Raw genomic sequence first — 23,430 nt, 5'->3', positions numbered from 1 at the left:
GATGCACCGCACCGGACACCGCGACCCGGCAAACCTTCCCGGCCACAGCACTAGCATCCATCCAGCATCACGGTCACGGTCGGCGCACCCGGCCGCATGAGGATCTCGTCAGTGGAGAGTGGCATGCCTCACTGGCGGGATCCTCACGCGCAGTGGGCCCGAAGGGGACGCGGCACTTCGCGGCTGTCTCGCTGCGCCGCATGCGGCACGAACCGCCCGCCGGGAAGCCACAGTTCCTTGCCGCACATGAGTCAGAACCCCCGTGTCCCGCCCACGGACACGACGATTACTCGGCCGTTCCCGCCGCCGCCTCCCGGTCGATGTACACCCAGAGCCGACTCAGAGCCACGTGGATTTGACCCGGGTTGATCAGAGATGTCATGGTCTGCTTGTCGCCAAGTCGGACATTCCGCCACAGGATCCGGCGCTCAGGCGTTCTTCATTCGACGTGTGACAGGAGGTGGTCGTTGTGCTGTACGGCGATCCTCCCAGTTGTGCGCATTCCCTCTCGCGCTGAACGGCCGAGTCCTCCCTCGCCCGTGTCGCAGCCTTGGGCCGGCCCTTGATCGGCCCTGCGCCGACTTCCCTGAAGCCTCGCCCCGGGCACGCCCCCGGCGGCTCCGAGCCGCCCCATGCCGCGCTCCCGCACCACATTCTCGGGTTCCCCATGTCGAAATTCCGTCAGTTCTCCTCCTCCGGCGCGCTGCGCAACCCCCGCAACCCCCGCCTGCGTCCCGTCGACTTCCTCGTGGTTCTCGGCGTCATCGCGCTCTTCTATCTCGGCGTCCGGGTCGGAGCCACGGCTGACCAGCCGCTTCGGGCGGATCAGGCGCCCGCCGTGACCACCGACCCCGGTGAACTCCCGTACTACGCGGCACGCTCCGCATTCCGGATGTTCGCCGGACTCGTGCCGGCGGTCATCTTCACCCTGATCTTCGGGACATGGGCCGCGCGGTCCCGGCGTGCCGCCAAAGTCATCGTCCCCGCTCTCGACATCTTGCAATCCGTTCCGGTCCTGACCTTTCTCAGCATCACCGTCACGGGCTTCATCGCGCTTTTCCCGAACTCCACGCTCGGCCTGGAATTCGCTTCCATCTTCGCCGTGTTCACCGCGCTCGTGTGGAACATGGCGCTGGCCTTCTACCAGTCCCTGAGCACTCAGTCCAAGGACCTGGACGAAGCCGCAAGGATGATGCGGCTCACCCGCTGGCAGAGGTTCTGGAAGCTGGACGTGCCCAGCGGCATGATCGCCCAGGTCTGGAACGGCATGATCAGCTTCGGCGCCGCGTGGTTCGCGCTGTCCGCCTCCGAGACGATCAGCGTCATGGGCAATGACAACGCCCTGCCCGGTGTCGGCTCTTACGTCACCCAGGCCCTGGACAACGGAGAGGGCGGCCGGGTGGCCCTGGCCATCGCCGTCATGATCACGATGGTCGTGTCCGTCAACTTCTTCTTCTGGAGGCCCGTCACCGCCTGGGCCGAGCGGTTCCGTACAGAGGACTGCGAGATCGCCGAGCAGCCGCGCAGCTGGTTCCTCACGCTGCTCCGCCGCTCCACCCTGCCCGGCCGGCTCGGACAGGCCCTGCGCCCCGCGGGCGAGGCACTCGACCGTGCCATGCGGGTCCTGGGCACCACGCCCGGCCGCCTCCACCACGACCCGGTCCGTCGCAAGCACGCCGACCGCGTCTTCTACACCCTCTACACGATTGCCGTCGTGGTGATCGTCTGGCAGGCGTTCTCGTACCTCCTGGCCCATGTGCCGCTGCCCGAGATGGGCCACGCGGCACTGCTCGCCCTCATCACCTACGGCCGGGTCCTGCTCCTGGTGGCCGTCTCCACCCTGGTGTGGGTCCCCATCGGCGTATGGATCGGGATGAACCCGAAGGTCAACCGGATCGCCCAACCGATCGTCCAGGTCCTGGCCTCCTTCCCCACCAACTTCATCTTCCCGCTCGCCGTCATCGTGCTGGGTGTGTCCGGCATCTCCCTCAACTGGGGCAGCATCGCCCTGATGGCCCTGGGCGCCCAGTGGTACGTGCTCTTCAACGTCATCGCCGGCGCCAGCGCCATCCCCGGCGACCTGCGCGAGGCAGCCGACAACCTGGGGCTCCGCGGCTGGCTCCGCTGGAAATCCCTCATCCTCCCCGCGGTCTTCCCCCACTACACCACCGGCGCCATCACCGCGTCCGGCGGCGCCTGGAACGCCTCGATCCAAGCCGAGATCGTCAGCTACGGAACCACGACCCTGACCGCCGTCGGCATCGGTGCCTACATCCAACAGGCCACCACCGAAGGTGACTTCGCCCGCAATCTCCTGGGCGCCGTCTTGATGAGCGTCTACGTCGTCATCATCAACCGGCTGTTCTGGCGACGCCTCTACAACTTCGCCCAGAAACGCTGCGGACTGTGACCCGCCCCCACCCCACCCCTCTCACCACTCCCCCCACGTCGGCCCCATCGCCGAGGAGCGATCACATGAAGGCGCCCGCCACTCCCGCGGTCATCACCGTGCGCAACCTCCACAAGACCTTCCCCGCCTCGAACGGCGGCGACCTGACCGTCCTGCGCGACATCAACCTCACCCTGCACGAGGGCCAGGTCGTCGCCCTGCTGGGCAAGTCGGGATCGGGGAAATCGACGCTGCTGCGCCATGTCGCCGGGCTCCTGGCCCCCTCCAGCGGCACCGTGCACTACCGCGGCCTGCCGCTGGCCGGCCCCAACCCCGGCGCCGCCATGCTGTTCCAGTCGTTCGCCCTGCTGCCGTGGCTCACCGTCCAGGAGAACGTCGAACTCGGCCTCCGCGCGAAGGGAGTGCCCTTCGCCGAACGACGCGACCGCGCCCTGAACGCCATCGACATGGTCGGCCTCGACGGCTTCGAGAACGCCTACCCGAAGGAACTGTCCGGCGGTATGCGCCAGCGCGTCGGCTTCGCCCGCGCCCTGGTCGTCGAGCCCGACGTACTCCTGATGGACGAACCGTTCTCCGCACTCGACGTCCTGACCGCACAGACCCTGCGCAACGAGCTCCTCGAACTCCTCGCGCACCCCGACACCCCCACCCGGACCGCCCTCCTGGTCACCCACTCCATCGAGGAGGCCGTCCTGCTCGCCGACCGCATCCTGGTCCTGGACAGTGACCCCGGCGTCATCAAGGCCGAGATCCGAGTCGACCTGCCCCACCCCCGCAACAGCCGCAGCGACGGCTTCGCAGGGCTGGTCGAGGACGCGTACGAGGCACTGACCGGCGAACGCGGCCAGGCCCCGGCCGCGCCCGACGTACGTGATCCCCTGCGATCCGCGGCCCCGTTGCCGACCGCCAACGTGGAGTCACTGACCGGGCTGCTGGAGGTCCTCGACACACTGGGCGGCGCCGTCGAGCTGGCCGCACTCGCCGACGCCCTCGCCTTCGAGGTCGACGACCTGCTGCCGCTCGTCGAAGCGGCGCAGCAGCTCGGCTACGCCAGGGTCGACGCCGGCCGGCTGGAGCTGACGGTCACCGGGCGCGGCTTCGGCCGGGCGGACATCCTGCCCCGCAAGCACCTCTTCGCCGCGGCCGCGTTGGCCAACATCCCCCTCATCGCCACCATCCGGACCCTCCTCATGGCCTCCGACAACGGCCGTCTGCGCGAGTCCTACCTGATCGGGCGCCTGAGCCGAAACGCCTCGGAGGATGCGGCGCACCGCCAGCTCAGTACCGCGATCACCTGGGGCCGTTACGCCGAGCTCTTCGACTACGACGCCGACGACCTCGTCCTGCTGCTGCCCGCCGACGACGACGCGCACGCCGCCTGACCGTGGCGGCCCGCCTTCCCCGGCAGCGGCGCCACCGGCCTGTGGAAGAAAGCGAAAGCGAGAGTTCATGACCCGCAGCACACGGCGGGGCGGCTCGGGGGGCCGCCCCCGTCACACCGCACGCATCGCCGTCCCCGCACTCCTCCTCGCCGTGGCCCTGCTCTTTCCGCAGCTCCTGCCCAACAGACCGGGCAACCTCGGCAGCCTCGCCGAGACCGCCCTCCCGTGGTTCGGCATCGCGATTGCGGTCCTCCTGCCGTGGGCGGCGGTGCGCGGCTCGCGCCTGGCGATGGCCGCAGCGCTGGTGCCCCTGGTGGCCTGGTGCCACCTCTTCGTACCCACCTTGACGACGCCGCCCCGCGCGGGGCCCACCGACTTCAAGGCCCTGACCTTCAACGTCGGCGGGCACCGCACCACCCCCGAGGCCGTCGCCCGGGAAGTGATCGCCACCGGCGCCGATCTCGTCGCCCTGGAAAAGGTCCCCCTGCCGGCCATCCCCGCGTACGAGAAGGCACTTGCCGGGACGTACCCCCACCACGCCACCCACAACACCCTCGGCCTGTGGTCGCGCTATCCGCTGCGCAATGTCGAGGCGATGGACCTGGGCGGCCCCTGGCCACACGCGATCCGGGCCGTCGCCGGCACTCCCGGTGGCGACACCGCCGTCTACACGGTGCGCCTGCCCTCCGTAAGGGTCCGGGCGACCGAGGGCTTCGCCATCGGGCTCCGCGACGCCGCCGCGGCTGAACTGGCCGACCGCATAGCCAAGGATCCGGCCCGCCGCATGATGCTGCTCGGCGACCTCAACGGCAGCCTGCGCGACCGGGGCCTGGCTCCCCTCACCCGCCGCCTCGAGCCCGCCCACGAACACGCGGGCCGGGGCTTCGGTTTCACCTGGCCCGCCGCTTTCCCCGTGGTCCGGATCGACCACGTACTCCTGCGCGGCCTGGAGGCCACCACGACCAGCGTCCTGCCCGACCTGGGCAGTGACCACCGACCCGTCCTCACCGGGGTGCGGCGCACGGCGTGACGGACGCGCGCCCCGTACCAGCTCCTACCCGGGGAGACGGAAGCCGTTGAAGAGGTCGTCCATGCCGCGCAGGGCCAGGCGGGCGGGAGCGGCACGGACCGCGAGGTCGCGGGCAGCCACCGCGAGCGGGTTGCGGAGGGCGCCCAGGCTGCCGGCCCGGCGGGCGCGGACGCGCACGGCGTCGGTGCGGGCGCGGCGGGCGGCGGTGTACGCGGCGAGGGCGGCCGGGACGGAGTCCGCGCCGGCTCCGCTGTCTGCGGCCGGGAGCAGGTGGGCGAGTACCACCGCGTCCTCGATGGCCTGGCAGCCGCCCTGGCCGAGGTTCGGGGCCATGGCGTGGGCGGCGTCGCCGACCCAGGCGATCCGGCCGTGGTGCAGGCGGGGAAGCGGGGCGGCCAGGTCGTAGAGGTCGTTCTGGAGGACGTCGGCAGGGTCGAGGCGCCCGACGCGGTCCAGCAGGGCCGGAATCGGGTCGTGCCACGAGGCGAAGCGGCGCCGGAGTTCGGCCCGGGGGTCGGCTGACCGGGTGCCGGCCGGGACGACCGCGGTGGCGTAGAGGTACAGCCGGCCGTCGGTCAGCGGGGTCACGCCGAACCGCTCGCCCCGCCCCCAGGTCTCGCTCATGGCCGGTACGCGGAGTTCCGGGGCGTCCACGATGGTCCGCCAGGCGGTCTCCCCGATGTAGTGCAGGCCGGGGTGGGCGGGGAAGTACGCGCGGCGCAGCGGGCTGTGGATGCCGTCGGCGGCGACGACCAGATCGGCGGGAAGGTCCGGCCCGGCTGCCGTACGCACGGTCGGGCGGCCCGCGGCGTCGTCGACGCCGGTGACATCGGTGCCGTAGCGAAGGGCCTCCGGCGGCAGGGCGGCGGCGAGTGCGGCGGTGAAGGCCGGGCGCGGAACGGCGATCGGGGGCATGCCGTAGCGGGCAGCCATGTCCGCGGTGCCGGTCCGGGTGAGCCATTGGCCGCCGGAGCGGCGTACGCCCATCGTTGCGGGTATGGCGCTGCCGGCGGCGTGGGCGGCGTCGACGCCGATGGCGTCGAGGGCGCGCAGGGCGTTGGGGGCGAGGCCGATGCCGGCGCCGGTGGCCGGTGGCTCGGGGGCGCGTTCGCAGACGGTGACGTGCCAGCCCCGGCGGTGCAGTGCGATGGCGGCCGTGAGACCGCCGATTCCGGCCCCGGCCACCACTGCGTGACGTATCGGCATGGAACACCTCACCTCTTCGTTTGGTTCAGGCACCCTCTACAGCCGTAGAGCCCTTACTCTACAACTGTAGAGTGAGGGCATGTCCAGCTCTGACCGCCGCAGCCTCATCGCGGACACCGCGATCGTCACCGTGGCGGCGTCCGGCCTGCGCGGGCTCACTCACCGCGCGGTCGACACCGCGGCGGGCCTGCCCGCGGGCAGTACGTCGTACTACTTCCGCACACGTACGGCGCTGATCGGCGCCTGCTACACGCGCATCGCCGAACTGGACCTGGACGACATCGAGCCGAGACAGCCGGCCTCGCGCGAGGAGGCCGCCACCTCGCTCGCGAAGCTGCTGCACCTCTGGCTGACCACGGGCCGCGAGCGCCAGCTCGCCCGCTACGAGCTCAGCCTTGAGGCTGCGCGGACGCCGGAGTTGGGGGCGGCTCTCCATCGGGAAGGCCTGGCGGCCCGCGCCCGCGCCGCCCTCCTCCTCTCGGCACTGGGCGCCGCACGCCCCCGGGAGGCCGCAGAGCTCCTGGTCGCCTGGACCGATGGCCTGCTGTTCGACCGCCTCGCCGGCGCTACGGCCCGCACCCGGCCCGCGCCCGACCTGGCGGAACTCACGGCAGTCGCCCGCCGGATGCTCGACGCTGCGCTGGCCGGCTAGTGCTGTGACCGCTTTGCGGGAAGGCGGGTCCGACCGTGCAGCCGAACCTGCTCATCCGCGGCCGGGCCGGGCGTCCACACGGAGCGCAGCCGATCGGCGGTGGCGCTCGCCTGGGCGACACCCGCCTGGTAGGCCGGTCCCCAGGTCGCCCGGTCGTGCAGGTCCGAGCCGAAGGCCCGTACCGCATCCGGATCGGGGCCGACGGTCACGACGCTCTGCACCCCGAGGGCTGCCGGCTGCTGTTCCCGCGGCTCGCGGGGAAACAGGTGCGCCAGCGGCTCGATGACGACCAGCGTGCGGGCTCCGGCCGCGAGATCGGCGTTCGTTCCCGAGCGCAGGGCGCCGTCCATGTACCGCCGGCCCTGGATGGCGACGGGCGGCTCAGCCCCGGGGAAGGCACTGCTCGCGGCCACCGCATGCACCAGCGGCACGCCGCTCGTGCGGTCCCACACCACGGGCTCACCCGTGGCCACGTCCACCGCGGTGACCAGCAGGTGCCGGTCCGGCCAGGCGTTCGAGCCGATCAGCGCGGCTCGCCCCGCGAGCAGCGCCTGTTCGGCGCCGCTGTCCGCGTCGGCGTCGGCGTGGTCGAGCGCGATGCGGCCGACTCGGCGCCGGGCCTCCCCGGGCTCCAGCCCGCCGTCGCCGAGCACGGCGAACACGGAACCGATCACGGCGGCGTCGACCTCACGCCGGGCGGCGGCCGGACTCTGCCGGGATGCCGGGCCGGCGAGCCGGTCGAGGTCCTGGCGGGTGGCCAGCAGCGCGCCGACCATCGCACCGGCCGACGTGCCGACGGTCAGGTCGGCTTCGCCGAGATCCACCCCACTGCGGCGCAGCCCACTGGCCAACCCGGCCATCCATGCCGTACCGGCCAGGCCTCCCGGGCCCAGTACGAGTGCACGGTCGAAGGTGGCTGCGGTATCGCGATTCACTGGCTCGTCCCCCGTCATCAGGTCTGGTCAACGTGATCGACGGTAGGACCTCTACCGGACTTCAGGTCAAGGAGACCGCCACCCGAGGTCGGCGTCAGGCCCGGTTCGGGGCGATCGAGGCGATCGAGGCGAGGAAGTCGTCGAGCATGGCGGTCTGTACGTCCACCGAGAACCGGCCGGGGTCGAAGAGGGCCTGTACGACGAGTCCGTGGACGAACGCGACTGCGGTCGCCGCGAGTTGCTCGGGATCGGCGGTTGCGGGCAGCTCCCCGAGGCCGCGGGCGGTTTCGAAGTGCGGGCGGATCGTCGAGCGCAACCGGGTGTAGCGGTCGGCCTGCTCCGCGCCGAGCCCGTCGTCGGCGAGGGCCAGGTCCCAGGAGCTGACCCAGACGCGGTTGCGGGCGGTGTCGTCCGCGGTCAGCGGCAGGATGTCGAGCAACATGACGCGCACGGCGCCCAGGCCCTCGGCGGGACGCTCGCGGCGGGGGCGTTCCGCGGTGCGCTTCTCCAGCACGGCCAGGGCGTGCGCGACCAGGGCCCGCTTCGTCGGGAAGTAATGCATGAGCATCCCGGTCGAGACGCCCATCGCGGCGGCGACGGCGCGCAGTGTCAGCCCGCCGAATCCCTTGTCGGCGAGGACGTGCCAGACGGCCTGGGAGACGTCCTCGCGGCGGGCTTCACGGTCTCCGGGTGCGGGGGGCATGCTGGTACCTTACCTACCGAACACTCGTTACGTACCGTGGAATGAGGCGATCCGTGTTCGAACTGTCGCTCGGTGAAAATGCTCGGCTCCGCCCGCTGGAGCCCTGGCACGCGCAGGAGTTCCTCGACCACATGGACCGGGCCCGGCCGTATGTCGACCCCTGGATACCCTGGGCGACCTTCAACACCGACCTCGCCTCCGCCACGGCCACCCTCCAGCGCTACGCGGACCAGCAGGCCAAGGACACCCGCCGGATCTACGGGATCTGGTTGGACGGCACACTCGTCGGCGGGGTCATGTTCACGAGCTTCGACGCCGCCACCGGGGTGTGCGAGATCGGCTGCTGGCTGGAGGCGGACGGCGCGGGCCGCGGACTGGTGAGCCGGGCGTGCCGGGTGCTGATCGACTGGGCTTTCGGGGAACGCGGGATGAGCCGCGTCGAATGGTGGGTCGCGTCGGGCAACGCCCGCAGCATCGAAGCCGCGCGCCGGCTCGGGATGTCCCGCGACGGTGTGCTGCGGCAGCGCCATCCCTACCGGGGCATGCGGCACGACACGGAGATCTGGTCCGTCCTGTGCGACGAGTGGTCAGGCGTTCCGGCCGCCGCACCGGGCCCCGCACCCGACGCCAAGGCCCGGCTCGACCAGTTGATGGAGGTCTTCCTCGGCGCGTTCACCAACACCAACGGCAGCCGGCCGAACCTCGACGCCGTGCGCGAGGTGTTCATTCCGCAGGGGATGATCATCAGCAACACCGGGGACGAGCCCGTGATCTACGACCTCGACGCGTTCATCGAGCCCCGGCAGAAGATCCTCACCGATGGGACGCTGACGGAATTCTCCGAATGGGAAGTCGCGGAGCGCACCGAGATCCTCGAATCGGTCGCGCACCGGCTCAGCGAATACCGCAAGTCCGGTTTCCTCAACGGCGAGTGGTTCGAAGGCTCCGGCCGCAAAACCACCCAGTTCGTCCGGACACCCGCCGGCTGGAAGATGAGCTCGATGACCTGGGTCGACCTGTAAGACTCCGCAGCCCCCGGCCCCGGCCCTCCTGGTCAGCGGCGCTCGTTGGTCTTTCCGCTGATGGAGTGCGGCATCCATCGTTCGTAAAGCGCATTGTGTACAGGGGTGTTGACGGTTTGGATGGCCCAGTCCAAGACGGCGGGGCTGGAAGGAAGCGGATGGCACCCATGCTCGACGGCTGCACACCTTGGCCCGAGGAGTTCGTCGACCGCTACTGGGCGGCCGGGCACTGGCGTGGCAACACGCTGGACAACCTGCTGCGCGGCTGGGCCCTGCAGTACGGACCCCGGACGGCGCTCGTGCACGGCGGCACCCGCACCACGTATGCGTACCTGAACCGGCGCGTGGACCGCATGGCCGCCGGATTCCGGCTGAGCGGCCTGCGGCCGGGGCAGCGGGTCGTCGTCCAGCTGCCGAACGTTCCCGAGTTCGTCGTCACCGTGTTCGCGCTGATGCGCGCCGGCGCGGTCCCCGTGCTCTGCCCGGTCTCGCACCGCGCGTCCGAGGTGTCCCACCTCGTACGGGTCACCCAGGCGGTCGGCTACGTCGGTCCCTCGACGTACCAGGGCTTCGACCACACGGCGATGGCCGCGGACATCGCGGCCCGGGGGCCCTTCCTGCGGCGGGTGTTCACCTTCGAGGCGCCGGGCGCCTCGTCCCCGTACGGCGGCATGACGACCGACCCGTCCGGCTGCCACCACGTCCCGCTGGGCTCCGTCGACGCCCCGCCCGAGCGGGCGCTTGCGCAGAGCGCCGACCAGGTGGCGTTCTTCCTGCTCTCCGGCGGTGCCACCGAGGCGCCCAAGCTCGTTCCGCGTACCCACGACGACTACGCCTACCAGGCGCGGGCCGCCGGCGAGTTGGTGTCGCTCACCGAGAACGACGTGTATCTCGCCGCGTTGCCCGCCGAGTTCAACTTCACCTTCGGCTGCCCCGGCATCGTCGGCACCCTCTCCGTCGGCGGCGCCGTCGTCCTGGTCGAGAACCCGGCACCCGCCGACTGCCTCAAGGCCGTCGAACGAGAGCGGGTCACCATCACGTCAGTGACGCCCGCGGTCGCCGAGCTCTGGCTCGACGTGCTTCCCGCCGTCCAAGCGGACCTGAGCAGTCTGCGTCTCGTACAGATCGGCGGCGCGCCACTGCCCCGGGCGACCGCCGAACGGATCGGCGCCGCATGGGGCTGTCGCCTGCAGCAGGGCTTCGGCATCGCTGAGGGGCTGCTCACGCTCACCAGGCCCGCCGATCCGGACGAGACCGTGCTCACCACGCAGGGCCGCCCGCTCTCGCCCGACGATGAGATCCGCATTGTCGACGCCGACGGCAAGGACGTGCCCGACGGGGAGCCCGGCGAACTCCTCGCCCGCGGTCCGTATACCGTGCGCGGCTACTACCGGGCGCCCGACCACAACGCGCGTTCCTTCACCACCGACGGCTACTTCCGCACCGGGGACCTCGCGCGGCGGACCCCCGACGGCAACCTGGTGGTCACGCCGGTTCCCTGACGCATGACCCGGGCCATGGCTGTCCGGCATTTCATTCTCGCGGCCCCCTCGGATGATCGCCACGCGGGCGGCGACCCGTCGTGATCGCTCATCGCCGCCGGCGCCGTCCCCGTACGGCGGCTCGAAGAGCGGCAGATTACGCCCCATCAGCCGAAATTGCCCTTCACATGAGTGATCACGAGGGGTTAGGGGGTAGCCACACGTCATGATCACTGTTGGGGTCGAGGAAGAATACTTGCTCGTCGACCCGGAAACTCTCCTTCCCGCTCCGCTCGTACAGGAGGTGCGTGCCACGGCCCGCCTGGCGCCGATCGCGGACGAGGGCGAGGTCCAGGACGAATTGCTCCAGGCCCAGATCGAAGTCGCCACCCCCGTCTGCACGGCCCTGGAGGAAGTGGGCGGGCACCTCCTGCGGCTGCGCCACGCGGTCGCCTCCGCCGCGCAGGCGAACGACTGCCGCATCGCGATCTCCGCCACCGCGCCGGTCAAGGACGTCTTCCCCGTACCCGTCACCAGCACGGCGAGGTATCTGAGGATGCGGGGAGAGGCGCGGCAGCTGGTCGACGAGCAGCTGATCTGCGGGATGCACATCCATGTGGGGATCCCCGACCGGGAGACCGGCGTGGCCATACTGAACCGGCTGCGCGTCTGGCTTCCGACGCTGCTGGCCATGTCCGTGAACGGGCCCCTGTGGGACGGGCGGGACACCGGGTTCGCCAGCTGGCGCACGATCATCTTCGGTCGCTGGCCGGTCAGCGGCCCGCCACCGCATTTCGAGGGAACCGCGGACTACGAGGCGCGGGCAGACGGCCTGCTGGAATCGGGGGTGATCCCCGATCGCGGGCAGCTGTACTGGCATGCCCGGCTCTCCGAGCGCTACCCGACCCTCGAAGTGCGCTGCTGTGACGTGCAGCTGGAGGCGGACGACGCGGTGATGTTCGCCGGCATCGTACGCGGGCTCGCCGCCACGGCGATCGCCGAGGAGAAGGCGGGGGTCGCGCCCGCGCTGTGCCGACCGGAGGTCCTGCAAGCCGCGACGTGGCACGCGGCCCGGCACGGGATGAGCAGCACGCTGGTGGACCCGGAAGGCCGAATGCGGAGCAGCAGAGAGGTGCTGTGCATGCTGCTGCGGCACATCGGCCCCGCGCTTGAGGAGAACGGCGACTCCCGCGAAGTGAGCTCGCTCGTTCATCGGCTCCTCCAGCGGGGCACGGCGGCCGACCGCCAGCGCCGGGCCCTGGCCGAAGCGGGTCTGCCCGCGCTCGCGGCCCTGATCACCGCGGGAGCCACCACGGGGTGAGGCGGCGCTCGCCGGGGTGGGCCGCTCGCCGGGCGTTGGCCGCGCATGCCGAGCAGTACCTCCGGCGGAGTGGGAGGTACTGCTCGGCATGCGCGCTTGGGGGGTGCGGCTGTCAGGTGTACAGGCGGCTGTTGATTCCGTCGTGGGCGTCGGCGGCCTCGTCGTTGAACCAGTAATCACCTGCGGCCAGGTAGCGGAAGGAGTGGACGCTCTTGCCGGGCAGGGCGACGGTGACGGCACGCATGCCGTCGCGCCGCCGGGCCAGGGTGTGAGTGCCGGGCTGCCAGTCGTTGAAGTCGCCGACAACACTGACCGGGCCGGGCGGGGTGTCGGCGGGCAGGATGAAGGTGACCTCGGTGCGGTCCTTACGCTGCTTGCGTTCGAGCACGGGGAAGGGCTCCTGACGGCAGGGCGGGCAGAACGGGCTGTGCGTGCCCATGCTCGGACCGTCGCCCCGGGCCCGGAGGCGGACGCGCCCGCGCTGCCGCCGCAGCTTCACTCGCCCGGCGCTGTGCAGGAACGTATCGGGTGCGATCCGCGCGGAGGAGGCAGCCGGCCGGAACCGGGGTGCCGGGTCCGGGTCAGGATGCCCTCCAGTGGAACTTGCTGCCGCCGACCCACCGGACCTCGCCGGGGTCGTCCAGGTCGTGGATGGTGATGCCCAAGGCCGCGGCGGTGAAGATCACGTCCGTCATGGACCTGGCGGTGCTGACGACCTCGCCGTCGATTTCCACGATGCGGAACGGCGGGTCGCCGGGCTGCACGCCGAGTACGGTGATCCGCGCCGAGGAAACGTAGGGACTCGCGCCTTCGGTCATGGAAGCTCGCCTCACCTTCCCGGCCGGGGCCCACGCGGGGCGGCCGCGGCACGCCGATCTCCCCGGCGGCCTTTCCGCGGCCGAGGGCCATGGCCCCTCCGTGGCGCGTGTGCGGGGTCGATCACGCTCCCCCGCATACGTACCGAATACATACTGCGCCTGCCCATGCCGTCTCGGCGAGCTGGCCCCTCGGCATGGCCGTCATCCACCGCACCGCCCTCGAACCGACCGAGCTGGAACTGCTCACCGCCTGGCTGCCCTCCCGCCCGTGATACCGCGGCGGCGCAGGCGGACCAGAGGTGGCCAAGTCCGGCGGCTTCCGGCTGGACGACCGGGTCCGGGGCGGCTTCGCCGCGCGTCGCCACGAAGTGCGTTGCAGGTGACCGCGGTTGCGGGCGCCGGCCACTCCCCCGGGTGTCCAGCACCGGCAGCGCCTCCGGCGGCGCGAACGCACGACCATCGACACCCCATGACGACCGTATGGCCGACGTCCGACGCGCTGTCGGGGGCGGGTCGCCCCCACCAAGTGCGCCCGGCGCCGGGCCGCTCCATACTGGCGGCGTGAGGCGTACTCGTACGGTCTTGCTGTGCATCGCCGGCCTGATGGGTGCGGCCCTTCCGGCCGGGACCGCCGCCGGCGGTCCGGCGTCGGCAGCGGGAGCGCCGGGGGCTTGCGTCAGCTCGCCCGGCCCCGCCCGGGGCGACGCGCGCGAGATCCTCGACATCGCCCGGCGGTCCCAGCGAGAGTTCGCTCTGAACTCGGTGATCCTGCGGGTCTCCTCCGGTGACCGTGAGGTGCTCACCACGGCTCTCGGGGAATCGATGACGGGCGTGCCGGCCGAGCCGTCGATGCACTTCCGTACGGGGTCCGTGGCCATCGTCTACATGGGGGCCGTACTGCTGCAGCTCGTCGAGCAGGGCAAGGCCTCGCTCGACGATCCGGTGTCCCGGTGGCTGCCGGACCTGCCGCACGGCTCGGAGATCACCCTACGGATGCTCGGCAGTTCCACCTCCGGTCTGCACGACTACGTCACGGACCCCGCCTTCCTCGCCGAGCTCGAGGCGGCGCCGTTCCGTGAGTGGACGCCGGCCGAGGTCGTGGCCATCGCGACGCGTCAGCCGCTCCTGTACGACCCGGGGACCAACTGGAGCTACTCGCACGCCAACTTCGTGCTCCTCGGCGCCGCGCTGGAGAAGATCAGCGGCCTCCCCCTGGAGCGGCTGCTCACGGAGCGCGTGGTGAAACCGCTCGGGCTGAGCCAGACCAGCAACCAGTACACGCCGCAGATCCCGGACCCCGTGCTGCACGCCTTCACCTCCGAGCGCGGCACCTACGAAGAGTCCACCTTCTGGAACCCTTCGTGGACCACCGCTCCCGGTGCGGTCCTCGTGCAGAACATCTGCGATCTCGACCGGTCCGCGCGTGCCATCGGGACCGGGGAGCTGGTGTCCGCGAAGTCTTTCCGGACCCAGCTCGATCCGGGCACCGTCGGCCTGGGCCACGCGACTTCTTCCTGCCCGGCCAGCGTCTGCCTCCTGACCAATACGGCGGCCCACCACTTCGGGCTGGGTGTGATCGTCGTCAACGGGTGGATCCTGACGAACCCGTCGTTCTCGGGTTACGCGGCCATACAGGCCTACCTGCCGCCGAAGAAGCTCTCGATCTCCGTCACGGTGACGAAGGGCCCCAAGAGCCCCGAGGGCAACTCGGCCCAGACCATCGCCGAACGCATCTCCGCGGCCCTCGCCCCCGAACAGGCGCTCAAGATGCGCTGACCTCAGCGTCCGGCCCGAATCGCACCGCTCACTCCCTGAGCTCCCGTAGCGGGGACTGGCGCCCGCTCCTGGGGCGTGACGTGACTCCAGTCACTTCTGGTGACGGATGGGACATGACTTCCGGGGCAGGGGGCATGCGCGCCGAAGTGCCAGATCATTGCGGGTTCGCCGCGGTGGCGGTGAACCGGAGGTACAGCGCGTCGTGTCCGAGCAGAAGACCATCCACACCGGCGGGACCTGGCGGTCCGCGGCCTCGGGAGCGACCAGGGAGATCCTGGATCCGGTGGACGCCACCGTCCTCGCCGTGGTCGCCGAGGGCGGCTGCGCCGACGCCGACGCCGCGGTCAGCGCCGCACGGGCCGCTTTCGACGGCGGGGAGTGGCCGGGCACGCCGGTCTCCGAGCGTGCGGCGTTGCTGCGCCGCACGGCCGACCTGCTCCAGCGTGACCGCGAGCGCATCGGCCTCCTGGAGAGCCTGGACGCGGGCAAGACGCTCGAAGAGGGCCGCGTCGACGTGGACTGCGTCAGCGACGCCTTCCGCTACTTCGCCGACCTCGTCACAGGTGAGGGCGCTGGCCGGGTCGTGGACGCCGGTTCCCCAGACATCCACAGTGTCGTCGTCCACGAGCCGGTCGGGGTGTGCGCCCTGATCACCCCGTGGAACTACCCGCTGCTCCAGGCCAGCTGGAAGGTCGCCCCGGCCCTGGCTGCGGGCAACACCTTCGTGATCAAGCCGAGCGAGATCACCCCGCTGACCACGGTGGCCCTGGTCGAGCTGCTGGTGGAAGCGGGGCTGCCCGCCGGCGTCGCCAATCTGGTCACCGGCGCCGGCGACCCGGTCGGCGCCCGCCTGGCCGCCCACCCCGATGTGGACCTCGTCTCCTTCACCGGTGGCCTCACCAGCGGTACGAAGGTCATGCGCGCGGCCGCCGACACGGTCAAGAAGGTCGCCCTCGAACTCGGCGGCAAGAACCCCAACGTCGTCTTCGCCGACGCCTGCGCCACCGCGGACGGCTTCGACACCGCCGTCGACCAGGCTCTCAACGCCGCCTTCATGCACAGCGGCCAGGTCTGTTCGGCCGGCTCGCGCCTGATCGTCGAGGAGTCGCTGCGCGAGCGCTTCGTCGCCGAACTCGCCCGCCGCGCCGAGAAGATCCGTATCGGCCGCGGCACCGACCCGGGCGTCGAATGCGGTCCGCTGGTCTCCGCCGCCCAGCTGGAGCGGACCGAGTCCTACGTCGCCTCCGCGCTCGCCGAGGGCGCCACGCTGCGCGCCGGGGGCGAACGGCCCGACGGCCCCGGGTACTTCTACCGCCCCACGGTCCTGGACCGCTGCCACCGCCGCATGCGCGTCGTGCGCGAGGAGGTCTTCGGGCCGGTGCTGACCGTCGAGACCTTCCGTACCGAGGACGAGGCCGTCGCCCTCGCCAACGACACCGAGTACGGGCTCGCGGGCGCCGTCTGGACGGCGGACCAGAGCCGCGCCCGCCGGGTGGCCGGCCGGCTGCGGCACGGCACCGTCTGGATCAACGACTTCCACCCCTACCTTCCGCAGGCCGAGTGGGGCGGCTTCGGGAAGTCCGGCATCGGGCGCGAGCTCGGCCCGTCCGGCCTGGCCGAGTACCGCGAGACCAAGCACGTGTACCAGAACCTCGCTCCGCGCCCCGTGCGCTGGTTCGCGGGCTGACGGAGGCAGGAGACACATGAGCACGACCACCACGCACCACCACGAACCCCACCACGAGCAGGAGCAGGAGCAGGAGCAGGAGTACGACTACGTCATCGTCGGCGGCGGCACCGCCGGCTCGGTGATCGCGTCCCGTCTGACCGAGGACCCGGACGTCACCGTCGCCGTCATCGAGGGCGGACCGAGCGACGTCGACCGCCCCGACGTGCTCACCCTGCGCCGATGGATGGGCCTGCTCGGCGGCGAGCTCGACTACGACTACCCCACCACCGAGCAGCCGCGCGGCAATTCGCACATCAGGCACAGCAGGGCCCGCGTGCTGGGCGGCTGCTCCTCGCACAACACCCTCATCGCCTTCAAGCCGCTCCCGTCCGACTGGGACGAGTGGTCGCAGGCGGGCGCCGAGGGGTGGCACGCGGCCGCCATGGAGCCGTACTTCGACCGGCTCCTCAACAACATCGTGCCGGTCGCCGAAGCGGACCGTAACGCCATCGCCCGCGACTTCGTGGACGCGGCCCAGGGCGCGCTCGGCGTTCCCGGCGTGGAGGGCTTCAACCGGAAGCCGTTCCACGAGGGAGTCGGCTTCTTCGACCTCGCCTACCACCCCGAGGACAACAAGCGTTCGTCGGCCTCGGTGGCGTACCTCCACCCGGTCATGGACGACCGTCCCAACCTGCGGCTCCTGCTGGAGACCTGGGCGTGCCGCCTGGAGCTGGACGGCACCCGGGCCCGCGGCGTCCACGTCCGTGCCGCCGACGGTTCGAAGTCGCTGATCACCGCCCGCCGCGAGGTTCTGGTGTGCGCGGGCGCCGTGGACACGCCGCGACTGCTGCTGCACTCCGGCATAGGCCCCCGCAAGGACCTGGAGGCCCTCGGCATACCCCCGGTCCACGATCTGCCCGGCGTCGGCGAGAACCTCCTCGACCACCCGGAGTCCGTGATCGTCTGGGAGACGAACGGCCCGATCCCCGAGAACTCGGCGATGGACAGCGACGCGGGACTGTTCGTCCGGCGCGACCCGGACTCCCCGGGGCCGGACCTGATGTTCCACTTCTACCAGGTCCCGTTCACCGACAATCCGGAGCGGATCGGCTACGAACGCCCCGCGCACGGCGTGTCGTTGACCCCGAACATTCCCAAGCCGCGCAGCCGCGGCCGCCTCTTCCTCACCAGCGCGGACCCCGAGGTCAAACCCGCCCTCGACTTCCGCTACTTCACCGATGAGGACGACTACGACGGCCGGACCCTGGTGGACGGCATCAAACTGGCCCGCCGGATCGCCGCGGCCGAACCGCTCGCCGGATGGCTGAAGCGAGAGGTCTGCCCGGGTCCCGAGATCACCGACGACGAAGCCCTGAGCGCGTACGCCCGTTCGGTGGCGCACACCGTCTACCACCCCGCGGGCACCTGCAAGATGGGCGCCGCCGACGATGAAACCGCAGTCGTGGGACCCGACTTGAAGGTGCGCGGCCTCGACGGGATTCGTATCGCGGACGCCTCCGTCTTCCCGACGATGCCCGCGGTCAACCCGATGATCGGAGTACTCATGGTCGGCGAGAAGGCCGCCGAGCTGCTGGCCGGTGAGGTCCGGTGACCACGGTTCACACCGATTCCGCCCCGGCCGCGGCGGGCGGCACACCCGGCGACGACGGCGCTCCCGTCTTCTCCGTCCGGGGCCTGTGGAAGGTCTTCGGCCCCGCGCGCAAGGCCGCCCGGGTGCCCGGCTCCGAGCACGCCGCGCTGTCAGCCGCCGAACTGCGCGAGCGCACCGGCTGCACGGCTGCCGTCCGCGACGTCACCTTCGACGTCCGCAAGGGCGAGGTCTTCGTCGTCATGGGGCTGTCCGGCTCGGGCAAGTCCACCTTGGTGCGCTGTCTGACCCGGCTGATCGAGCCGACGGCCGGATCCCTCGCCATCGACGGCGAGGACGTCCTCGCCATGGACGCGGCCCGGCTGCGCGAGCTGCGCCGCCATCGCGCCGCCATGGTCTTCCAGCATTTCGGTCTGCTGCCGCACCGCACCGTCATCGACAACGTTGCCTACGGCCTGGAGATCCAGGGCATGAGCCGCCCCGACCGGCGCGCGAAGGCGGCCGAGATGGTGGCCAAGGTCGGCCTCGACGGCCTTGAGGACCGTCGGCCGAGCCAGCTGTCCGGCGGCCAGCAGCAGCGTGTCGGTCTCGCGCGCGCCTTGGCCGCCGACCCGGAAGTGCTCTTGTTCGACGAGCCGTTCAGCGCGCTCGATCCGCTGATCCGCCGCGAGATGCAGGACGAGGTGGCCCGGCTCCACCACAACGAGGGCCGCACGATGGTCTTCATCACCCACGACCTGTCGGAGGCGCTGCGCCTAGGCGACCGGATCGCGCTGATGCGCGACGGCCGGATCGTGCAGCTCGGCACCCCCGAGGAGATCGTGGGCTCGCCCGCCGACGACTACGTACGGGACTTCATCCGCGACGTGCCGCGCGAGCAGGTCCTCACCGTCCGCAGCGCGATGCGCCCGGTGGCGGCCGGTGAGGCCGATCAGGGGCCCGCGCTCACCCCCGCCACGACGGTGGCGCAGGCCATCGAGGCGGTCGCCCGCAACGGCGGCCCGGCGCGGATCGTGGACCACGGCCGGTGCCTGGGTGTCGTGGACGACGCGGGACTGCTCGCGGTGGTGGCCGGTCTTCCCGCCACGAACGGGCGAGGGGTGGCGGCATGACGCGCCGAGCCCGCTGCGCTGCCCCTGCCCCCGGCGCCGGGCGGTGGTGCGGATGACCGCGGCCACCGCGCCCCCCGTACACGAGCCCGGTGAACAGGGCCGTTCCGGGCAGCCGGACCGGCCGCCGGGCGGGGGCGAACAACCCGGTCCCGCCCGGTCCCCCGCCGCGGCGACGCCCGGCGTCCGCCTGACATCCTGGCTCCGCCACGGCGCCGGCCGCAGGGTCCTGCCCCTCGCAGTCTTCGCCGTGGTACTGCTCCCGCTCGCGCTGGTCTTCCCGGGCGCCGGGAGCTGGCCCGCCGCCCTGGCCGTCGACCTGTCCGGGCCGCTCGGCCGGGCCGGCGACTGGATCATCGACAACCGGGACGGCCACCCGCTCTTCCTCTACTTCTTCGGGCACGTCAGCAACGTCGTGGTGGTGTCCGTCCGCGCGGTGTACGTCATCCTGCTGGCCGCCGGCTGGACGGGCGTCACCGCCCTGGCCGGGCTGATCGCCCTGCGCCTGGCGGGCGTCCGGCTCGCCCTCACGTGCGTGGCCGCCTTCGCCGCGTGCGGGCTGCTCGGCATGTGGGTCCCGACGATGCAGACCCTCGCGCTGATGGTCGTGGCCGTCGCCGCCTCCGTCGTGGTCGGCGCCCTCCTCGGCCTCGCCGCCGGGCTCTCGCCGCGGGCCGACCGCGCGCTGCGCCCGGTCCTCGACACCATGCAGGTGCTGCCCGCCTTCGCGTACCTCCTGCCGATGGTGCTGGTCTTCGGCATCGGCGTGCCCGCCGCCGTCCTCGCCACCGTGGTGTACGCGGCCCCGCCGATGGCCCGGCTCACCGCGCTCGGCCTGCGCGAGGCCGACGCCGGGGTGCTGGAGGCCGCGGCCTCGCTCGGCGCGACCCGGCGCCAGCGCCTCCTGACCGCGCGGCTCCCGCTCGCCCGCCGGCAGCTCCTGCTCGGCGTCAACCAGGCCATCATGATGGCGCTGTCGATGGCCGTCATCGCTTCCGTGATCGGTGCGGGCGGCCTCGGTGACCGGGTCTACCAGGCCCTCGCCTCGGTCGACGTCGGCGCGGCCCTCGCCGCCGGCATCCCGATCGTGCTCCTCGCGGTGGTCCTCGACCGCACCGCCGACGCGGCGGGCAGCCGCCTGGGTGCCGCCCCGCTTCCCCCGGCCCGACAGCCCCTGCTGCGGCGGGTGTTCGCCGGCTGGTACGGGCGGCTGCTCACCCTCCTCGCGGCCGTCGCCGCCGCGATCGCGGGCCGGATCGCGGGCACCTCCCTGTGGCCCGGGTCCTGGTCCGTGCCGATCGCGGAGCCCGTCAACCGGGCCGTCGCCTGGATGACCGATCACCTGTACTCCGGGGTGCCCGTGGTCGGCGGCACCGCCGACTGGGCGGTCCGCTTCACGGGCTGGATCCTCGACCCCCTGCGCTCCGGGCTGCAGGCCGCGCCCTGGTGGCTGCTCCTGCTCCTGGTCGGCGCGCTGGGCCTGCTCGTCGGCACCTGGCGTACGAGCCTGACCGCTGTACTCGCCCTGGCCGCGATCGGCGTGCTGGGCGTGTGGGAGCCCTCGCTCGACACCCTCTCGCAGGTGCTGGCGGCCGTCGCCGTCACCCTCGTCCTCGGATTCGCGATCGCCGTCGGCGCCGCCCGCAGCGAGCGTGCCCAGCGCCTGCTCCGACCGGTGCTCGACATCTGCCAGACCATGCCGCAGTTCGTCTACCTCATCCCGGTGGTCGCGCTGTTCGGTGTCGGCCGCGCCCCGGCCGCCGCCGCTGCCGTCGTGTACGCGCTGCCCGCCGTGGTGCGCATCACCACCGAGGGCCTGCGTGAGGTGAGTCCGGCGGCCATGGAGTCCGCCCGCTCGCTCGGCGCCACCGGGTCGCAGCAGCTGCGACAGGTGCAACTTCCGTTGGCTCGCCCCGCGTTGCTGCTGGCCGTCAATCAGGCGGTGGTCCTGGTCCTCGCCGTCGTGATCATCGGTGGTCTGGTCGGCGGGGGCGCGCTCGGATACGACGTCGTACTCGGCCTGGCCCAGGGCGACTTGGCCACCGGACTGGTGGCGGGCGCCGCCATCGTCTGCCTCGGCCTGATGCTCGACCGTGTCACCCAGCCCGCCAAGGAGGCCTGACATGCGGATCCGACACCACGGACCCGTCCGGGGCCGGCGCGTCGTCGCCGCGCTCACCGCCGGTACGGCCCTGGCCGTGCTCACCGGTTGCGGCGCGGCCGACATGACCCGCCAGTCCTCCCCGTACGCCGCCGCGCAGGGCGCGAAGACCGTCACCCTCTCCGTGCAGTCGTGGGTCGGCGCGCAGGCGAACACCGCCGTCGCCGCCTACCTGCTGGAACACGAGCTCGGGTACCGCGTCGACACCGTCCAGGTGGACGAGGTCCCCGCGTGGGACGCCCTCAGCCAGGGCAGGGTCGACGCGATCCTGGAGGACTGGGGCCACCCGGAACAGGAGAAGCGGTACGTCCAGGACAAGAGGACGATCACGCCGGGGGGCGACCTCGGCGTGACCGGGCACATCGGCTGGTTCGTCCCGACGTACTTCGCCGAGGCGCATCCGGACGTCACCGACTGGAAGAACCTCGACAAGTACGCCGACCAGCTGCGCACCGCCGAGAGCCGCGGCAAGGGCCAGCTGATGGACGGCTCTCCGTCCTACGTCACGAACGACAAGGCGCTGGTGAAGAACCTCGGCCTCGACTTCGAGGTCGTCTTCGCCGGGTCCGAGGCCGCGCAGATCACTCAGATCCGGCAGTTCGCGAAGGAGCACAAGCCGTTCCTGACCTACTGGTACAAGCCGCAGTGGCTGTTCGAGCGGGTCCCGATGACGGAGGTGCGGCTGCCCGAGTACCAGGAGGGCTGCGACGCCGAGCCGGCCGAGGTCGCCTGCGCCTATCCCCACACGCCGTTGCAGAAGTACCTGAACACCCGCTTCGCGGAGGCGGGCGGGAAGGCGGCGGCGTTCCTGAAGAAGTTCCACTGGAGCGTCGAGGAGCAGAACGAGGTGGCCCTGATGATCGCCGAGGAGAAACTGCCCCTGCAGGAGGCGGCGAAGAAGTGGGTGGAGCGCAACGAGCCGGTCTGGAAGCCGTGGGTGCGCTGATCCGCTCCCCGCGCCGACCCGTACCGGTCGGGTCATCGGTCGGGTCATCGGTCGGTCGGGATTGACCCTCGACTTGGTCGAGGGCTCAGAGTTCCGGGTGTGGAGAGCGAGATGCGCAGTATCGGTGAGATGGCCCGGGACAGTGGGCTGAGCGTGAGCGCGCTGCGGTTCTACGACCGTGCCGGCGTGCTGGTCCCGGCCCGGGTGGATCCGGTGACCGGCTACCGCTGGTACGGCCCGGAGCAGCTCGAAGAGTCCCGGGTGCTGGCCCGGCTGCGCCGGGCGGGCATGCCGCTGGCGGACATCCGGCTGGTCCTGGCCGGCTGGTCCGGTGCGGACACCGATCTGGTGCGGAAGCTGCTCCAGGCGCATCTGCGCCGTCTTGAACGGGGGTTGTCCGATGCCCGCGGTGAGTTCTCCACGCTCCGAACGCTTCTTGAACGCAGGGGGAATCCCATGACTTCGCTCCGTACCGACGCCGTCCGGTTGGCGCTTTCCGCACCCGATCTGGCCGCCGCCTTGGACGCGGTCCGGTTCGCGGCCAGTACCGACCCGGAGCTGCCGATGCTCGGCGGTGTCCTGTTCGACATCGAGGGTGAGGCGCTCCATGTCGTGGCCAGCGACCGGTACCGGATGGCTGTGGCACGAGCCGGTACCGCCGGGCATGGCGGGTCCCGCGTGCAGGTGATCGTGCCGTCCCCGCTCGCCGACGCGATGCGGGCGCTGCTGGGTGACGACGCGTCCGTCCGGCTCACCGTGGAGGGTGACCGCGTGGCCCTGGAGACGGGGGGCCGTCTGGCGGCCGGCCAGTGCCTCGACCACGACTTCCCTGACTACCGTCGTCTCGTGCGCCTGCCTGCCGGGCGCCGCGCCCTGGTCGATGTCCCGGCTTTCCGCAAGGCGGTGGAAACCGGGCCCGTCCGCGTGAGCGAGGCGCGCGAGCAGGACGGGGTGGCGTCCTGTGAGCTCAGCGTGCTCACAGTGGCGGCCGACGGTGTGGTGACCGTCTGCGAGGACGGAGACGACGACCAGGACCGCGTCGCCGTCAACCGCGGCTTCCTGCTGGACGCCCTCGCCGCCGGAGCCCGGGACCAACTGGTTCTGGAGTTCGGCGCCTCCAACGCGCCGCTGGCGATCCGCCGGACCGACACGGAGGGGACCTTTTCGATACTGATGCCCGTCCGCCTGGAGCACTGAAGC

At 71.6% G+C, this 23,430-nt stretch carries 19 protein-coding genes and 1 pseudogene; 15 read left to right on the top strand and 5 right to left on the bottom strand.

Going from position 1 to position 23,430, the window contains the following annotated elements:
* The first annotated feature begins 667 nt into the window (after positions 1–667).
* From ACFWBF_RS24005 to ACFWBF_RS23995, 3 genes are all read left to right on the top strand, one after another.
* Positions 668–2,410, top strand: a complete 1,743-nt coding sequence (locus ACFWBF_RS24005; RefSeq protein ID WP_385605448.1) for an ABC transporter permease — start codon at positions 668–670, stop codon at positions 2,408–2,410.
* A 65-nt stretch (positions 2,411–2,475) separates the two neighbouring features.
* On the top strand, positions 2,476–3,792 hold the full coding sequence (locus ACFWBF_RS24000) for a nitrate/sulfonate/bicarbonate ABC transporter ATP-binding protein (RefSeq protein WP_385605446.1): 1,317 nt from the start codon (positions 2,476–2,478) through the stop codon (positions 3,790–3,792).
* Positions 3,793–3,859: 67 nt separating this feature from the next.
* Entirely contained in the window at positions 3,860–4,822 is a 963-nt protein-coding gene (locus ACFWBF_RS23995; protein WP_385605445.1) for an endonuclease/exonuclease/phosphatase family protein, read from the top strand.
* Between the two features lie 24 nt (positions 4,823–4,846).
* Here ACFWBF_RS23995 and ACFWBF_RS23990 read toward each other — a convergent pair whose 3' ends face one another.
* The gene (locus ACFWBF_RS23990; protein WP_385605443.1) at positions 4,847–6,028 is read right to left on the bottom strand and encodes an FAD-dependent monooxygenase; all 1,182 of its coding nucleotides are present in this window, start codon (positions 6,026–6,028) and stop codon (positions 4,847–4,849) included.
* Between the two features lie 79 nt (positions 6,029–6,107).
* On the opposite strand from ACFWBF_RS23990, the gene ACFWBF_RS23985 reads away from it, so the two are divergent.
* Entirely contained in the window at positions 6,108–6,680 is a 573-nt protein-coding gene (locus ACFWBF_RS23985; protein ID WP_385605441.1) for a TetR/AcrR family transcriptional regulator, read from the top strand.
* On the opposite strand, the gene ACFWBF_RS23980 is transcribed toward ACFWBF_RS23985, so the two are convergent.
* Positions 6,677–7,615, bottom strand: a complete 939-nt coding sequence (locus ACFWBF_RS23980; protein ID WP_385605439.1) for a patatin-like phospholipase family protein — start codon at positions 7,613–7,615, stop codon at positions 6,677–6,679. The two genes, ACFWBF_RS23985 and ACFWBF_RS23980, sit on opposite strands and share 4 nt — an antisense overlap.
* Before the next feature lie 94 nt (positions 7,616–7,709).
* Positions 7,710–8,318, bottom strand: a complete 609-nt coding sequence (locus ACFWBF_RS23975) for a TetR/AcrR family transcriptional regulator (protein WP_385605437.1) — start codon at positions 8,316–8,318, stop codon at positions 7,710–7,712.
* A gap of 53 nt (positions 8,319–8,371) precedes the next feature.
* Here ACFWBF_RS23975 and ACFWBF_RS23970 point away from each other — a divergent pair, with 53 nt between their 5' ends.
* The 3 genes from ACFWBF_RS23970 to ACFWBF_RS23960 all read left to right on the top strand — a co-directional run bounded on the left by ACFWBF_RS23970 (position 8,372) and on the right by ACFWBF_RS23960 (position 12,142).
* Complete coding sequence (locus tag ACFWBF_RS23970; RefSeq protein WP_385605435.1) at positions 8,372–9,340, top strand: GNAT family N-acetyltransferase; 969 nt, start codon at positions 8,372–8,374, stop codon at positions 9,338–9,340.
* A 158-nt stretch (positions 9,341–9,498) separates the two neighbouring features.
* Entirely contained in the window at positions 9,499–10,842 is a 1,344-nt protein-coding gene (locus ACFWBF_RS23965; protein WP_385605433.1) for a (2,3-dihydroxybenzoyl)adenylate synthase, read from the top strand.
* 205 nt (positions 10,843–11,047) lie between these two features.
* On the top strand, positions 11,048–12,142 hold the full coding sequence (locus ACFWBF_RS23960; RefSeq protein ID WP_385605431.1) for a glutamate--cysteine ligase: 1,095 nt from the start codon (positions 11,048–11,050) through the stop codon (positions 12,140–12,142).
* Between the two features lie 112 nt (positions 12,143–12,254).
* Here ACFWBF_RS23960 and ACFWBF_RS23955 read toward each other — a convergent pair whose 3' ends face one another.
* Entirely contained in the window at positions 12,255–12,530 is a 276-nt protein-coding gene (locus tag ACFWBF_RS23955; RefSeq protein WP_385605454.1) for an isoamylase early set domain-containing protein, read from the bottom strand.
* 193 nt (positions 12,531–12,723) lie between these two features.
* A complete protein-coding gene (locus tag ACFWBF_RS23950; protein WP_385605429.1) occupies positions 12,724–12,960 on the bottom strand; it encodes a hypothetical protein in 237 nt (78 codons plus the stop codon).
* A gap of 194 nt (positions 12,961–13,154) precedes the next feature.
* On the opposite strand from ACFWBF_RS23950, the pseudogene ACFWBF_RS23945 reads away from it, so the two are divergent.
* The 8 genes and pseudogenes from ACFWBF_RS23945 to ACFWBF_RS23910 form a co-directional block, all read left to right on the top strand.
* Positions 13,155–13,292, top strand: a pseudogene (locus ACFWBF_RS23945) (1,4-alpha-glucan branching protein); the annotation flags it as partial.
* A 229-nt stretch (positions 13,293–13,521) separates the two neighbouring features.
* On the top strand, positions 13,522–14,736 hold the full coding sequence (locus ACFWBF_RS23940; RefSeq protein ID WP_385605427.1) for a serine hydrolase domain-containing protein: 1,215 nt from the start codon (positions 13,522–13,524) through the stop codon (positions 14,734–14,736).
* A gap of 202 nt (positions 14,737–14,938) precedes the next feature.
* Positions 14,939–16,423: an aldehyde dehydrogenase family protein gene (locus ACFWBF_RS23935; protein WP_385605425.1), complete on the top strand. Its 1,485-nt coding sequence runs from the start codon at positions 14,939–14,941 to the stop codon at positions 16,421–16,423.
* 16 nt (positions 16,424–16,439) lie between these two features.
* Positions 16,440–18,017, top strand: coding sequence for a GMC family oxidoreductase (locus ACFWBF_RS23930; protein WP_385605423.1), 1,578 nt, complete (start codon positions 16,440–16,442; stop codon positions 18,015–18,017).
* Positions 18,014–19,126 carry a glycine betaine/L-proline ABC transporter ATP-binding protein gene (locus ACFWBF_RS23925; RefSeq protein WP_385605420.1) on the top strand — a complete coding sequence of 371 codons (1,113 nt, stop codon included), beginning with the start codon at positions 18,014–18,016 and terminating at the stop codon, positions 19,124–19,126. Before ACFWBF_RS23930 ends, ACFWBF_RS23925 begins: the two co-directional genes overlap by 4 nt.
* Before the next feature lie 52 nt (positions 19,127–19,178).
* Positions 19,179–21,245, top strand: a complete 2,067-nt coding sequence (locus ACFWBF_RS23920; RefSeq protein ID WP_385605417.1) for an ABC transporter permease subunit — start codon at positions 19,179–19,181, stop codon at positions 21,243–21,245.
* A 1-nt stretch (position 21,246) separates the two neighbouring features.
* Entirely contained in the window at positions 21,247–22,230 is a 984-nt protein-coding gene (locus tag ACFWBF_RS23915; protein ID WP_385605414.1) for an ABC transporter substrate-binding protein, read from the top strand.
* Between the two features lie 111 nt (positions 22,231–22,341).
* On the top strand, positions 22,342–23,427 hold the full coding sequence (locus tag ACFWBF_RS23910; RefSeq protein ID WP_385605411.1) for a MerR family transcriptional regulator: 1,086 nt from the start codon (positions 22,342–22,344) through the stop codon (positions 23,425–23,427).
* The last annotated feature ends 3 nt before the right edge of the window (positions 23,428–23,430 follow it).

The sequence above is a fragment of the Streptomyces sp. NPDC060028 genome (assembly GCF_042736725.1).
In the GTDB taxonomy this organism is placed as follows: Bacteria; Actinomycetota; Actinomycetes; order Streptomycetales; family Streptomycetaceae; genus Streptomyces.
The sequence above is the reverse complement of the archived record's forward strand: the minus strand, read 5'-3'. Positions and strand labels throughout refer to the sequence as shown.

Bases quoted from the DNA above. Each gene is read 5' to 3' on its own strand.
- ACFWBF_RS24005 (WP_385605448.1), top strand. From the start codon at position 668: ATGTCGAAATTCCGTCAGTTCTCCTCCTCCGGCGCGCTGCGCAACCCC.
- ACFWBF_RS24000 (WP_385605446.1), top strand. From the start codon at position 2,476: ATGAAGGCGCCCGCCACTCCCGCGGTCATCACCGTGCGCAACCTCCAC.
- ACFWBF_RS23995 (WP_385605445.1), top strand. From the start codon at position 3,860: ATGACCCGCAGCACACGGCGGGGCGGCTCGGGGGGCCGCCCCCGTCAC.
- ACFWBF_RS23990 (WP_385605443.1), bottom strand. From the start codon at position 6,028: ATGCCGATACGTCACGCAGTGGTGGCCGGGGCCGGAATCGGCGGTCTC.
- ACFWBF_RS23985 (WP_385605441.1), top strand. From the start codon at position 6,108: ATGTCCAGCTCTGACCGCCGCAGCCTCATCGCGGACACCGCGATCGTC.
- ACFWBF_RS23975 (WP_385605437.1), bottom strand. From the start codon at position 8,318: ATGCCCCCCGCACCCGGAGACCGTGAAGCCCGCCGCGAGGACGTCTCC.
- ACFWBF_RS23965 (WP_385605433.1), top strand. From the start codon at position 9,499: ATGGCACCCATGCTCGACGGCTGCACACCTTGGCCCGAGGAGTTCGTC.
- ACFWBF_RS23960 (WP_385605431.1), top strand. From the start codon at position 11,048: ATGATCACTGTTGGGGTCGAGGAAGAATACTTGCTCGTCGACCCGGAA.
- ACFWBF_RS23950 (WP_385605429.1), bottom strand. From the start codon at position 12,960: ATGACCGAAGGCGCGAGTCCCTACGTTTCCTCGGCGCGGATCACCGTA.
- ACFWBF_RS23930 (WP_385605423.1), top strand. From the start codon at position 16,440: ATGAGCACGACCACCACGCACCACCACGAACCCCACCACGAGCAGGAG.
- ACFWBF_RS23920 (WP_385605417.1), top strand. From the start codon at position 19,179: ATGACCGCGGCCACCGCGCCCCCCGTACACGAGCCCGGTGAACAGGGC.
- ACFWBF_RS23915 (WP_385605414.1), top strand. From the start codon at position 21,247: ATGCGGATCCGACACCACGGACCCGTCCGGGGCCGGCGCGTCGTCGCC.
- ACFWBF_RS23910 (WP_385605411.1), top strand. From the start codon at position 22,342: ATGCGCAGTATCGGTGAGATGGCCCGGGACAGTGGGCTGAGCGTGAGC.